General features: G+C 71.5%; 16 protein-coding genes and 1 tRNA gene. 3 read left to right on the forward strand and 14 right to left on the reverse strand.

From position 1 onward, the window contains the following. Positions 1-164 precede the first annotated feature (164 nt). The 7 genes from ABZ471_RS35440 to ABZ471_RS35470 all read right to left on the reverse strand — a co-directional run bounded on the left by ABZ471_RS35440 (position 165) and on the right by ABZ471_RS35470 (position 3,608). A complete protein-coding gene (locus ABZ471_RS35440) occupies positions 165-1,049 on the reverse strand; it encodes an RNA polymerase sigma factor SigF (RefSeq protein WP_359072395.1) in 885 nt (294 codons plus the stop codon). A 174-nt stretch (positions 1,050-1,223) separates the two neighbouring features. Then, on the reverse strand, positions 1,224-1,517 hold the full coding sequence (locus ABZ471_RS35445; protein WP_359072376.1) for a Dabb family protein: 294 nt from the start codon (positions 1,515-1,517) through the stop codon (positions 1,224-1,226). Positions 1,518-1,527: 10 nt separating this feature from the next. Continuing rightward, a complete protein-coding gene (locus ABZ471_RS35450; protein WP_359072378.1) occupies positions 1,528-1,707 on the reverse strand; it encodes a hypothetical protein in 180 nt (59 codons plus the stop codon). Between the two features lie 152 nt (positions 1,708-1,859). Then, positions 1,860-1,944: transfer RNA gene (locus ABZ471_RS35455), tRNA-Ser, on the reverse strand. A 45-nt stretch (positions 1,945-1,989) separates the two neighbouring features. Next, complete coding sequence (locus ABZ471_RS35460) at positions 1,990-2,475, reverse strand: nucleoside deaminase (RefSeq protein ID WP_359072379.1); 486 nt, start codon at positions 2,473-2,475, stop codon at positions 1,990-1,992. A 56-nt stretch (positions 2,476-2,531) separates the two neighbouring features. Further along, positions 2,532-3,071, reverse strand: coding sequence for a hypothetical protein (locus tag ABZ471_RS35465; protein WP_359072396.1), 540 nt, complete (start codon positions 3,069-3,071; stop codon positions 2,532-2,534). Positions 3,072-3,389: 318 nt separating this feature from the next. Continuing rightward, on the reverse strand, positions 3,390-3,608 hold the full coding sequence (locus ABZ471_RS35470; RefSeq protein WP_359072380.1) for a hypothetical protein: 219 nt from the start codon (positions 3,606-3,608) through the stop codon (positions 3,390-3,392). Positions 3,609-3,704: 96 nt separating this feature from the next. On the opposite strand from ABZ471_RS35470, the gene upp reads away from it, so the two are divergent. Beyond that, a complete protein-coding gene (upp, locus tag ABZ471_RS35475) occupies positions 3,705-4,340 on the forward strand; it encodes a uracil phosphoribosyltransferase (protein ID WP_359072383.1) in 636 nt (211 codons plus the stop codon). 71 nt (positions 4,341-4,411) lie between these two features. On the opposite strand, the gene ABZ471_RS35480 is transcribed toward upp, so the two are convergent. Continuing rightward, on the reverse strand, positions 4,412-5,047 hold the full coding sequence (locus ABZ471_RS35480) for a LytR C-terminal domain-containing protein (RefSeq protein ID WP_359072384.1): 636 nt from the start codon (positions 5,045-5,047) through the stop codon (positions 4,412-4,414). Positions 5,048-5,146: 99 nt separating this feature from the next. Further along, a complete protein-coding gene (locus ABZ471_RS35485; protein ID WP_003999914.1) occupies positions 5,147-5,443 on the reverse strand; it encodes a type II toxin-antitoxin system VapB family antitoxin in 297 nt (98 codons plus the stop codon). Positions 5,444-5,558: 115 nt separating this feature from the next. Here ABZ471_RS35485 and ABZ471_RS35490 point away from each other — a divergent pair, with 115 nt between their 5' ends. Then, positions 5,559-7,100, forward strand: coding sequence for a helicase HerA-like domain-containing protein (locus ABZ471_RS35490; RefSeq protein ID WP_359072386.1), 1,542 nt, complete (start codon positions 5,559-5,561; stop codon positions 7,098-7,100). A gap of 44 nt (positions 7,101-7,144) precedes the next feature. Here ABZ471_RS35490 and ABZ471_RS35495 read toward each other — a convergent pair whose 3' ends face one another. From ABZ471_RS35495 to ABZ471_RS35515, 5 genes are all read right to left on the reverse strand, one after another. Continuing rightward, entirely contained in the window at positions 7,145-7,273 is a 129-nt protein-coding gene (locus ABZ471_RS35495) for a hypothetical protein (RefSeq protein WP_359072388.1), read from the reverse strand. A gap of 46 nt (positions 7,274-7,319) precedes the next feature. Then, the gene (locus tag ABZ471_RS35500; protein ID WP_359072390.1) at positions 7,320-7,643 is read right to left on the reverse strand and encodes a hypothetical protein; all 324 of its coding nucleotides are present in this window, start codon (positions 7,641-7,643) and stop codon (positions 7,320-7,322) included. A 95-nt stretch (positions 7,644-7,738) separates the two neighbouring features. Beyond that, a complete protein-coding gene (locus ABZ471_RS35505; RefSeq protein ID WP_359072391.1) occupies positions 7,739-8,407 on the reverse strand; it encodes an HdeD family acid-resistance protein in 669 nt (222 codons plus the stop codon). 61 nt (positions 8,408-8,468) lie between these two features. Next, positions 8,469-9,062, reverse strand: a complete 594-nt coding sequence (locus ABZ471_RS35510; RefSeq protein ID WP_359072392.1) for an HhH-GPD-type base excision DNA repair protein — start codon at positions 9,060-9,062, stop codon at positions 8,469-8,471. Positions 9,063-9,086: 24 nt separating this feature from the next. Beyond that, positions 9,087-9,809 carry a siderophore-interacting protein gene (locus ABZ471_RS35515; protein ID WP_359072393.1) on the reverse strand — a complete coding sequence of 241 codons (723 nt, stop codon included), beginning with the start codon at positions 9,807-9,809 and terminating at the stop codon, positions 9,087-9,089. A 76-nt stretch (positions 9,810-9,885) separates the two neighbouring features. Here ABZ471_RS35515 and ABZ471_RS35520 point away from each other — a divergent pair. After that, positions 9,886-11,834, forward strand: a 1,949-nt coding sequence (locus ABZ471_RS35520; protein ID WP_359072394.1) for a penicillin acylase family protein, incomplete at its 3' end; no start/stop codon positions are given.

Consider the following 11,834-nt stretch of genomic DNA (forward strand, 5'->3'; position numbering starts at 1 on the left):
CGTGAGATGCGAATCGGCCCTGGAAAGAAGGGGTCTGACGGTATTTCGGCGCACAACTGTCGGGAACCGCCCTGGTGAGCGATTCGCTCGCGCCGGTTACCCGTCGATCCTGCTTGCGATTGGGTGCGATCTGGTGTGTTCCGGACCGTGCGCCTGTGCGCCGGTTATGCCTCGATCCGATTCGCGGACCTCAGCCGCTGGAAGCTACGCGCGAGTAGCCGGGAGACGTGCATCTGCGACACACCGAGTTCCGCACTGATCTGAGACTGGGTGAGATTGCTGTAGTAGCGCAGGAGAAGGATTCTCTGTTCCCGCTCGGGGAGTTGGACGAGAAGATGGCGGACCAGATCCCGGTGTTCCACGCCGTCCAGCGCCGGGTCCTCGTAGCCGATGCGGTCCAGCAGGCCCGGCAGCCCGTCGCCCTCCTGTGCGGCCTCCAGTGAGGTGGCGTGGTACGACCGTCCCGCCTCGATGCAGGAGAGCACCTCGTCCTCGCTGATCCTGAGCCGCTCGGCGATCTCGGCGGTCGACGGCGAGCGTCCGAAGGCCGTGGTGAGGTCCTCGGTGGCGCTGTTGACCTGCACCCACAGCTCGTGCAGTCGGCGCGGTACGTGGACCGTGCGGACGTTGTCCCGGAAGTACCGCTTGATCTCGCCGACGACGGTCGGCATCGCGAAGGTCGGGAACTGCACGCCCCGGTCGGGGTCGAAGCGGTCGATGGCGTTGATCAGGCCGATGGTGCCGACCTGGACCACGTCCTCCATCGGCTCGTTGCGGGAACGGAAGCGGGCGGCCGCGTAGCGCACGAGCGGGAGGTTGGCCTCGATGAGCGCCCCGCGCACGCGGGTGTGCTCCGGCGTGCCCGGCTTGAGGTCTTTCAGCTGGGTGAAAAGGACCTGGGTCAGGGCGCGGGTGTCGGCGCCGCGGCGTCTCTCGGGCTCGGGAGGGGCTGTGGCGGGGGCGGGGGGAGCGGAGGCGGGGGGAGGTGAGGCGGGGGCTGGGGCGGGCGCCTCGTCCTGGGGCGGCGCAGTACTGGCCGACACGGTCAACGCCACCTCTTCATCGGTCAATCATCCGTCAAAAGCGGTCATAGCATCACAAGACATGTGCACTGTGTGCAAGCACCTGATAACGCCGTGTTGTGGTTAAACAGCGCCAAGTTGGGTCATAAGAGACAGGAAAGCCCCCCGCCGGTCCGGCGGGGGGCTTCTGGAGCGTGTGGCTCAGAACTCGTAGTCGGCGATCACCCACGTGGCGAACTCGCGCCACAGAGCGACACCCGTCTGGTGGGCCGGGTGCTCCAGGTACCGCTTCAGTGCGTCCGTGTCCTCGACCGCCGAGTTGATGGCGAAGTCGTAGGCGATCGGCCGGTCGCTGGTGTTCCAGCCGCACTCCCAGAAGCGCAGCTCCTCGATCTGACCGCCGAGCGCCCGGAAGGCCGCCACGCCCTCGACGACCCGCGGATCGTCGCGCTCGACGCCCTCGTTGAGCTTGAAGAGGACCAGGTGGCGGATCATGGGGTGTACCTCAGCTCTTTCCTCCGTGGGCGACCCAGGTCATGAAGTCGCCTATGGCCTTGGCCGCGTCCGATATGCCCTCGAAGCCTATCTGGACGTAGTCGGCCGCCTTGGCCGGGTCCGTGATGATCACGTACAGCGCGAAGACCACGAGCACGTACACGGCGATCTTCTTGGCGTTCACCGTCACCGCAGCCTCCCTGCGCCTGTATGCCCCGTGGGACCCCTGTTGCCGGCGGCGAGTGTAACCTTCGCGCCTCTCATGAGGGCCAACGGCCCGCCCGTCGAGGGCTTTTGGACCATGCACGAAGGGCCCCGTCGCGAGACGGGGCCCTTCTTCAGCGGTAGCGGAGGGATTTGAACCCTCGGTGACTTGCGCCACACTCGCTTTCGAGGCGAGCTCCTTCGGCCGCTCGGACACGCTACCGAGGGAGACCTTACAGCAAGGTGGGGCATGGTTTGAAATCGGTATTCAGCGGTCCCGGAAGAACTCCGTGAGAACCCGGGCGCAGTCCTCGGCCAGCACGCCCTCGATGACCTCGGGCCGGTGGTTGAGCCGGGCGTCCCGTACGACGTCCCAGAGGGAGCCGGCCGCGCCCGCCTTGTCGTCGCGGGCGCCGTAGACCACCCGGTCCACGCGGGACTGCACGAGCGCGCCCGCGCACATCGTGCAGGGCTCCAGGGTGACCACCAGCGTGCAGCCGCTCAGCCGCCACTCGCCCGCCCGTCGCCCACCACCACCCTTGCCGGAGGCGCTTCGCGCCGCAGAGTCTCTCAAACTGGCCGCGGCCCGCCGGATCGCGAGGACCTCCGCGTGAGCCGTGGGGTCGCCGGTGGCCTCGCGCTCGTTGTGGCCCGTCGCGAGCACCGTCGTACCGTCCCGGGACAGTACGACGGCGCCGACGGGAACGTCCCCGCCCCGGACGGCCAGTCCGGCCTCGTCCAGGGCGAGCCGCATCGCGGCCCGCCAGCGGTCGCGTACCGGGTCGGGCGCGTCTGCCGTGTCCCGTGCGGTCAGCGGACGGTCTCCAGGACCTCCGAGGCGCCCAGGGCCTCGGCGATCTCGGCCAGCGCCTCGTTCGGGTCGAGGCCCCGCAGCTCCTTCTCGGTGACGCCCAGGTCGTCGAGGATCCGGCCGTCGCCCACCGGGCCGTGCGGCACCCCGCCGACGGCGGCGGTCTCCTCGTCGTCCTCGTCGTTCTCCTCGGACTCGCCGTCCTCGGTGCCGTCGAGGTCCAGGGAGTCCAGGTCGGGACCGTCGTCGGCGCCGGGCTCACGGCCGAGCAGCTCGTCCGTGAGCAGCAGCTCCCCGTAGGAGCTGCGGGCGGCGGCGGCCGCGTCCGAGACGAAGATGCGAGGGTCCTCCTCGCCGTCCACGCGGACGAGACCGAACCAGGCGTCCTCCTGTTCGATCAGGACGAACACCGTGTCCTCGTCGGGAGAGGCTTCCCGGGCCAGGTCGGCCAGATCCGACAGGGTCTCCACATCGTCGAGCTCTGTGTCGCTCGCTTCCCACCCGTCTTCGGTGCGCGCGAGCAGTGCGGCGAAGTACACCGTGACTCTCCCACTGGTCATAGGCGTGCCGGTTGGGGGTCCCCCCGGCGGAGGTTCTGGGCGGGGAGAGCTGTGCTCCGAGCCCACCCACTCGGAATCGTGGCAGAAACAAGGCGTCCAGGGGACGTCTTCGGCTCCCTGTGTCTGGCTGTTTTGATCGTGGATCCGTAAACCACCCACCAGCGCGCTTGTTGCCGCCACCTGCGGATCGTACGCGGCTTTGCCAGGCGCTCACGCACCCGCGCCCAGTGAACACCGCCACGCGGGTTGATCTTCCTGGCCGGGATCTTCCCCGGGAGCGGGCACCGACGGCCTTCCCTACCAGCGGAACGTCCGCATCCGCATGGCGTGCCGCAGCCGGGCCGCCTTGGCGCGCCGGGGCTGGACACGCTCGCGCAGCGCGCGGGCCTCGGCGAGGTCGCGCAGGAACTGGGCGCGGCGGCGCCGGCGCTCGGCTTCGGTCTCGGGTCGCTCGGGCCGGGAGGCACCCCCGGTGTCGGCGGCGGCGCCGGTCTCGCGGTCAGGCAGGTCAGGCACAGTCACACCACCCCGTGTCCGTCCCTCCCACTTTCCCTCGGACGGGGGGTTTGATGCCAGAGCGAGGGGCGGCCGAGCGCGGCTACTGTTATGGGCATGCGTCTCCACGTCGTCGACCACCCCCTGGTCGCCCACAAGCTCACCACGCTGCGCGACCAGCGCACCGACTCCGCGACCTTCCGGCGGCTCGCCGACGAACTGGTCACCCTGCTCGCCTACGAGGCCACGCGGGACGTGCGCACCGAGCAGGTCGACCTCAGGACGCCGGTCGCGCAGACCACCGGCGTCAAGCTGGCCCGCCCCCGTCCGCTGGTCGTGCCGATCCTGCGGGCCGGTCTCGGCATGCTGGACGGCATGGTCCGGCTGCTGCCGACCGCCGAGGTGGGCTTCCTGGGCATGATCCGCAACGAGGAGACGCTGCAGGCCTCCACGTACGCCTCGCGCATGCCGGAGGACCTCTCGGGCCGTCAGGTGTACGTGCTGGACCCGATGCTGGCCACGGGCGGCACGTTGGTCGCTGCCATCCAGGAGCTGATCAAGCGCGGCGCCGACGACGTGACCGCCGTGGTCCTGCTCGCCGCCCCGGAGGGCGTCGAGGTCATGGAGCGCGAGCTGGCGGGCACCCCGGTCACGGTCGTCACGGCGGCCGTCGACGACCACCTCAACGAGCACGGCTACATCGTCCCCGGCCTCGGAGACGCGGGGGACCGGCTGTACGGCGCGGCGGAGTAACCCGGCCGGGCCGCCCCGGCGGCTCCTCCGCAGCAGCTCTGCTGCGGCAGATTTCCTTCAGCAGTTCTTCTTCAGCAGTTCTTCTTCGTGGCGGGCGTCTGCTCGGGCTCGGTCAGCTTGACCAGGGCCTGGTCGGCGGCCGTCCGCTGCGTGAGGTTCTTGAAGCCGTCGCCGATGATCAGGTCCAGTGCGGTGCCCTTGCGGGCGGCGTCGGTGCGGCGCTCGGCGCCGGCCAACTGGGTGGCGAGCACCGGCAGCGAGGTGTTCAGTGCGGAGGCCGGGCCGAGGAGTATCCCGGTGCCCTTGACCTTCTTGTCGAACTCCTTGGACGCGTTGCCCACGTCACCGACCTTGAAGCCGCGCTTCTTCAGCTCGTCCGCGGTCCCCTTGGCGAGCCCGGTGCGCGCGGTGGCGTTGTAGACGTTCACGGTGATCTCGCCGGGCCGGGGCAGTGCCCTGGTCTCGGCGGCGGGGCTCGCCTTGGTGCGGCAGTCCGCCTTGGCACCGGCCCCCGAGGTCTTCTTGTCGCCGCCGGTGAACACGTCGATGAGCTGCAGCGTGCCCCAGCCGATCAGACCGAGCGCGGTGACGGACGCCAGCACGGCGAACACGAGCCTGCCGCGTCGCCGGGGAGGCCGCATCCGAGGGTATTTGTCCCCCGTGATCCGGTACTGGCCGCCCATGCCTGGGGGAGTCAGCATGCTCATGGGCGCAGCGTAGTGCGCGCGAGCGGCGATGCCTATTAGATGATCAGTCGACGCCGCTCAGCGGAACCCGAAAGGGCCAACAGCCGTGTCGCGTCCCGGTCAGTCGAGTTCGAGAACGCGCGCGTGCAGCACCTGGCGCTGCTGGAGGGCGGCGCGGACCGCACGGTGGAGGCCGTCCTCCAGGTAGAGGTCGCCCTGCCACTTCACGACGTGCGCGAAGAGGTCGCCGTAGAACGTCGAGTCCTCGGCCAGCAGGGTTTCCAGGTCGAGCTGCCCCTTGGTCGTCACGAGCTGATCGAGGCGGACCGGGCGCGGCGCGACATCCGCCCACTGCCGGGTGCTTTCCCGGCCGTGGTCGGGGTACGGCCGGCCGTTTCCGATGCGCTTGAAGATCACACGGAAAGCCTACCGGTCAAGACGTTCCGGGCGCAGCCATGGCGACGGAGTGCGACGCTGGAAATGCCGTAGCGAAGCGGGTCATACCGGTGATTATCGGGAACAGGGGTCGGAGATGAGTGACAGCGAGACGCTCCCCGCCGAGGCCCGGACGATCGCCGCCGGGTACGACTTCACCGGTCCCGCCCTCGACCTCGGCGCCCTGCTGTGGGACGGGCACTGCCGTCCGGACGCACCGGTCCGCATCCCGCTTCCCATGCTGAACCGGCACGGTCTGGTCGCGGGCGCCACCGGCACCGGCAAGACCAAGACCCTCCAGCTGATCTCCGAACAGCTCTCCGCGCAGGGCGTGTCGGTGTTCCTCGCGGACATCAAGGGCGACCTGTCCGGCATCTCGCAGCCCGGGCAGGCGAACGACCGGGTCCGGCAACGCGCCGCCGAGGTGGGCCGGACGTGGACGCCGGCCGGCTTCCCGGCCGAGTTCCTCGCGCTCGGCGGGCTCGGCCACGGCATCCCGGTGCGGGCCACCGTCACCAGCTTCGGCCCGGTGCTGCTGTCGAAGGTGCTCCAGCTCAACCAGACCCAGGAGCAGTCCCTCGGCCTGATCTTCCACTACGCCGACACCAAGGGCCTGGAGCTGATCGACCTCAAGGACCTCAGGGCGGTCGTCGCGTTCCTGACCTCGGACGAGGGCAGGGCCGAGCTGAAGAACATCGGCGGCCTGTCCACCGCCACGGCCGGGGTGATCCTGCGCTCCCTGACCGCCTTCGAGGCGCAGGGCATGGCGGACTTCTTCGGCGAGCCGGAGTTCGACACGGCCGACCTGCTGCGTAAGGCGCCGGACGGGCGGGGCGTCGTCTCGGTGCTGGAACTCCCCGCCGTCCAGGACAAGCCGCAGCTGTTCTCGACGTTCCTGATGTGGCTGCTGGCCGACCTCTTCCACGACCTGCCCGAGGTCGGCGACGTCGACAAGCCCAAGCTGGTCTTCTTCTTCGACGAGGCCCATCTGCTGTTCAGCGACGCCTCCAAGGCCTTCCTGGACTCGATCACCCAGACGGTGCGCCTGATTCGCTCGAAAGGGGTGGGCGTCTTCTTCGTGACCCAGACGCCGAAGGACGTCCCGTCCGACGTCCTCGCCCAACTGGGCAACCGTGTCCAGCACGCGCTCAGGGCCTTCACCCCGGACGACCAGAAGGCGCTGAAGGCGACCGTGAAGACCTTCCCGAACTCCGCCTACGACCTGGAGGAACTCCTCACCGGCCTCGGCACCGGCGAGGCCGTGGTGACCGTGCTCAGCGAGAAGGGCGCCCCGACCCCGGTCGCCGCCACCCGGCTGCGCGCGCCGGAGTCCCTGATGGGCCCGGTGGACGGAGCCGAACTGGACCGGACGGTGCACGGATCCCCGCTCTACGGACGTTATGCACAGGCTGTGGATCGCGAGTCGGCGTACGAGAAGCTGAGCACCGAGCGGCCGCAGGCCCCGCAGCCCCCGCAAGCCTCCCGGGCCCCGAGGACGAGGCCGCCCAAGGAGGAGCCGTCGCTCGTGGAACAGGTGGTCAGCAGCGGGATGTTCAGATCCCTGGCCCGCTCGGTCGGCACCCAGATCGGCCGAGAGATCACCCGCTCCCTGTTCGGCACGGCTCGGCGGAGGCGGTAGGGGTTCGGTGCGGCGGAGGCGGTGGGGCCGCCTCCGCCGCGGGGTCAGCAGGCGTCGTTCTTCGGCGGCTGCTGGGGTTGCGGGGTCTTCCGTTCCGGCTGGGTGGGCGGCGCGTTGCGCCTGGCCTCCGCGCGCAGCAGGGCGCGCAGGACCGCGTACGGGTCTGTGGGCATGGTTCTTCCTTGCGTCGAGCTGACCTGGCCTGGGGGGAAGGCGCGGTCAGCAGCGCAGGACCACCGTCCTCAGCAGGGGCACGGCGTACGGGGGCCGCGGTACGGCGGGGCAGGCGCGCAGCGCCGGACGGGCCGGCGTCGCCGCAGCGGGCAGGGGCGCGACGCGTTCGGGTGCGTCGACCTGGTGGAGGGCGCGGGCGGGCGGCCGCAGCAGCGTGTCCAGGACGTCGTGCTCGGCGGACTCGGCCGACACGGCCAGGGCGGGCGCCACCTGGGCCTGCACGTGGGCGCCGGGCACCCACAGGGCGAGGAGCAGCACGAGGGCCCGTAGCCAGGCACGGCTACGGGATCGGCTCGGGGTCCTGCTCATGGCAGGTCTGTGCCCGCGCGGCACCCGCACCGCATCGTGCGGCGCGCGAGAACCGCTCGCTCGGCGTACCCGGGGGACCATGCCGTTGACGCCGGTCACACCGTATGCGGAACCTGCTTGGCCCGGCCCCGGATGCGGAACGCGGTGATGATCTCCACGATGCCGACGACCACCAGCCACCAGCCGCCGACGAGGGTCAGCACGGCGATCGACTCGAACGGCGAGTCGATCAGCACGATCCCGGCGACGAAGGTGATGACCCCGAGGAAGATCTGCCAGCCCCGGGCGGGCATGCGGCTGTCGGAGGCGGCGGCCAGGGTCTGGGTGATCCCGCGGATCAGCCAGCCGATGCCGATCCACAGGGCCAGCAGCAGGAGCGACTGCATGGGGCCGCGGAAGCAGAACAGGCCCAGCAGGATGGACAGGGCGCCGCTGATGAAGGCGAGCACGCGCAGCGAGGTCGTCTTGTGGGTGCCGAACGCGGCGATCAGCTGGAAGACGCCGCTGACGACGAGGTAGACGCCGAACAGGACGCCCGCGGCGAGCAGGGAGGGACCCGGCCAGACCAGCACCAGTACGCCGAGCATCAGCGAGGCGATGCCGGTGAGCAGGACGACCTGCCAGGCGGCCCGGGACAGGGCGTGCAGGGGGCCCTCGAAGGGCGGCTCGGGCTCGTGGTGTCCCTGCGGGGCCTGTCCCGCGTGGACGTTCCGGTCGTCGTACTCACGCCCCCAGGAGGGGTTGCCGCTGGGTGCCTCGGTCATGCTCCATGCTTGGACCCCCCGGACGGGACCCGCCACCCGGGCGGGGCCACCCGGCTGAGGCTCACTTCCCCGCGGTCTTCGCGGCCTTGGCCGCCGCCTTCATCTCCTGCTTGTGGGCGCGCACCTTGGCCAGCGACTCGGGTCCGGTGATGTCGGCGACGGACCGGAATGACTTCGCCTCGCCGTAGGCGCCGGCCGCCTCCCGCCAGCCCGTCGGCCGCACGCCCAGCTGCTTGCCGAGCAGCGCGAGGAAGATCTGCGCCTTCTGCCTGCCGAACCCGGGCAGGTCCTGGAGCCGCTTCAGCAGTTCCTGCCCGTCCGTGACGCCCTTCCAGACCCGCTCGGCGTCTCCGTCGTAGTGCTCGACGAGGTACTGGCACAGTTGCTGGATGCGTTTGGCCATCGAGCCCGGGTAGCGGTGCACGGCGGGCTTCTCGGAGAGCAGCGCGGCGAAGGCCTCCGGGTCCATCGCCGCGATCTCGTGCGCGTCCAGGTCCTCGGCGCCCAGCCGGCCGGCGATGGTCACCGGTCCCTTGAACGCCCACTCCATCGGAACCTGCTGGTCCAGCAGCATTCCGGTCAGCGCGGCGAGCGGACTGCGCCCGAGCAGCGCATCGGCCTCGGGGTCCTGGGCGAGGTGCAGGGTGACGTCCATGGGTCGATGATCGCGCCTGCGTCGTCAGGACGCGCGCCAGTACCCCAGGGCATGCACCCGGGCCTTCGGCACGCCCAGCTCCTTGCGCACGTACGACGCCAGCATGCGGGTCGTGGCCGTGTCGCAGGCGATCCAGACGTAGGGGTCCGGGGTGCCGTCGAGGACGGCGGGCAGTTCGGTGCGGATGCGGTCGGCGAGGTGGGAGCCCGCGTCCCGGCGGGGCACCTCGCGGATCTCGTGGCGGGACGGTTCGGCGTGGCAGGGGAGGCCGTCCAGGGCGCCCTCGAACCAGATCGTGGCCGGCACCGGACCCAGGGTGCCGAGCAGGGAGTTGATCGCGGGCAGCGAGGCCGGGTCGCCGATGGCCACGAGGTGCGAGGGGGCGGGCTCGGGGTGCTGGAAACCGGTGCCCTGGACAGTCGCCTCGATGGTGTCGCCGGGCCGGGCCGCCCGCGCCCAGTCGGCGGCACACCCGTCGTGCAGGGCGAACTCCAGGCCGAAGGTGCCGGTCTCCGGGTCCGGGTCGACCAGGGTGAAGGCCCGCTGGTGCGGGCGGCCGCCGTCGGAGAACCACAGCCGTACCCACATCGTCGGGTGGACACCGGTGGCGGCGAGCAGCCCGCCGTCGGTCATCCGCAGCCGCCGGTAGTGCGGGGTGACGTCCTCGGCCTCCGTGACCGTGCACACGAAGTCCTTCGCGCGCAGCAGTTTCAGGACCGCGCCCTCCCATCCGCGCCCCTGCCCCATCGCGTCTCCACCCCTCGCGTACGATTCCCGCCAATGGCTTAGGCAAGGCTAACCTAAAGCAAAGGGGAGTCCCAGGGTGATCAACGAGACCTACCGCGATGCCTGGGGCATCCCCCACCTGCGCGCCTCCGGCCCCCGCGCCCTCGCCCGCGCCCAGGGCCGGGTCACCGCCCTGGACCGCGCCTGGCAGATCGAGGTCGAGCGGCACCGCTCCCAGGGCACCTCGGCCTCCTTCCTCGGCGCGAGCGCCCTCCCCTGGGACGTCTTCGCCCGCCGCGCCCGCCTCGACGACACCGCGAGACGCTGCTTCACCGCGCTGGAGAGCCGGGACCCGGAGACCGCGGACTGGGTCCGGGCGTATGTGGCCGGCGTCAACGAGGGCCTGCCGGAGGGCGCCCGCCGCGCCCCCGAGTTCGCCCGAACCGGCCTCACCCCGACCCCCTGGCAGCCCTGGACCCCGCTCGGCATCTGGCTCGGCGCGCACATCCTCTTCGCGGGCTTCCCGGCCAAGCTGTGGCGCGAGGAGGCGATACGGCACCTCGGCCCCGAGGCGGTCGCCCTGTTCGCCACCGACGGCCCCGGCACGTCCGGCAGCAACGGCTGGCTCCTCTCCGGCGCCCGCAGTGCCACCGGCCGCCCCCTGATCGCCGGCGACCCCCACCGCTTCATCGAGGCCCCCGGCATCTACCAGCAGATCCGCCTCTCCTGCCCCGAGTTCGACGTCGTCGGCCTCGCGGTCCCCGGCGTCCCCGGCATCGCCCACTTCGGCCACACCGGCACGGTCGCCTGGGCCATCACCAACGCCATGGCCGACTACCAGGACCTCTACCGGGAACGCCTGCGCCGCACCGGCGCCGGCGTGGAGGCCCTGGGCCCCGACGGCCACTGGCACCGCGCCCCGCGCCACACGGAAAAGGTGGAGGTCGCGGGCGAGGACCCGGTCGAGATCGAGGTGATCGAGACGGACCGGGGACCGGTGATCGCCGGGGGCCCGGAGGGGCTGGAGTCGGGGGTCGCTGCCGGGGGTCCCCAGGGACCGGAGACAGCCGCGGCTGCACAGCCCGCCCGCGCCCCCGCCCACAACCCGCGAGCCGCCGACGGCGAGGACGTCCCGCCGGGTGGGAACGGGATGCCCGCCGAAGGCGAAGCCGAGGCGGAACCCACCGCCCTCGCCCTCCGCTACCCACCCCGGGTGACCGAAGACCTCGGCTTCAGCACCCTCCTCCCCCTCCTCCGCGCCCGTCGCGTCGAGGACATCGACACCGCCTTCGACAGCTGGGCCGAGCCGGTGAACGTCGTCCAGGCAGCCGACACCGAGGACGGCCTCCTGCACCGGGTCGCCGGCCGGGTCCCGCTCCGGGCGGAGCCCAACCGCACCCGCCCGGTCCCCGCCTGGCACCCCGGCCACGCCTGGCAGGGCTGGCACGAGATGCCGTACGCCGGTCTGACCGACGGCATCGCCGTGATGGCCAACCAGCGCGGCCCCGCCACCCCCCTCGGCATCGAGTTCGCCCCACCGCACCGCGCCGACCGCATCCGCGCCCTGCTCGACGAGCGCCGCACATGGTCCGCCGCCGAGCTGTCCGCGATCCACACCGACACCCACCTCGCCTCCGCCGGCCCCCTCCTCGACCACCTCGCCGCCCTCGACCACCTGACCCCCGAGGCGGCCGGCCTCCGTGACCGCCTGCTGTCCTGGAACCGCCGGATGGACGCCGACAGCACCGAGGCCGCCGTCTACGCGGCGGTGCGCGGCGCGGTCGTACGCCACCTCGCCGCACACCCGGTCTTCGCCGCCCTGGCCGACCCGCCCGCCCACCCCGAGGTCCTGCTCCCCTGGCTGGCCCTCACCCCGCGCATCGGCTTCGCCCTCGAACACCTGCTCAGGGCCGAGGAGCTGTACGGCATCGACCGCGCCGCCGCCGTACGCGCCGCCGTGGAGGAGGTCGCCGCCGCCCCACCGGCCGGCACCTGGGGCGACACCCACCGCCTCGTCCCCTGGCAGGCGCTGCCGGGGGAGCCGTA

It is taken from the genome of Streptomyces sp. NPDC005728 (genome assembly GCF_040630895.1).
In the GTDB taxonomy this organism is placed as follows: Bacteria; Actinomycetota; Actinomycetes; order Streptomycetales; family Streptomycetaceae; genus Streptomyces.

Coding starts and splice junctions, on each gene's coding strand:
- ABZ471_RS35510 (WP_359072392.1), bottom strand. CDS start 9,062: ATGGACGTCACCCTGCACCTCGCCCAGGACCCCGAGGCCGATGCGCTG.
- upp (WP_359072383.1), top strand. CDS start 3,705: ATGCGTCTCCACGTCGTCGACCACCCCCTGGTCGCCCACAAGCTCACC.
- ABZ471_RS35480 (WP_359072384.1), bottom strand. CDS start 5,047: ATGAGCATGCTGACTCCCCCAGGCATGGGCGGCCAGTACCGGATCACG.
- ABZ471_RS35500 (WP_359072390.1), bottom strand. CDS start 7,643: ATGAGCAGGACCCCGAGCCGATCCCGTAGCCGTGCCTGGCTACGGGCC.
- ABZ471_RS35490 (WP_359072386.1), top strand. CDS start 5,559: ATGAGTGACAGCGAGACGCTCCCCGCCGAGGCCCGGACGATCGCCGCC.
- ABZ471_RS35445 (WP_359072376.1), bottom strand. CDS start 1,517: ATGATCCGCCACCTGGTCCTCTTCAAGCTCAACGAGGGCGTCGAGCGC.
- ABZ471_RS35460 (WP_359072379.1), bottom strand. CDS start 2,475: ATGCGGCTCGCCCTGGACGAGGCCGGACTGGCCGTCCGGGGCGGGGAC.
- ABZ471_RS35515 (WP_359072393.1), bottom strand. CDS start 9,809: ATGGGGCAGGGGCGCGGATGGGAGGGCGCGGTCCTGAAACTGCTGCGC.
- ABZ471_RS35505 (WP_359072391.1), bottom strand. CDS start 8,407: ATGACCGAGGCACCCAGCGGCAACCCCTCCTGGGGGCGTGAGTACGAC.
- ABZ471_RS35495 (WP_359072388.1), bottom strand. CDS start 7,273: ATGCCCACAGACCCGTACGCGGTCCTGCGCGCCCTGCTGCGCGCGGAG.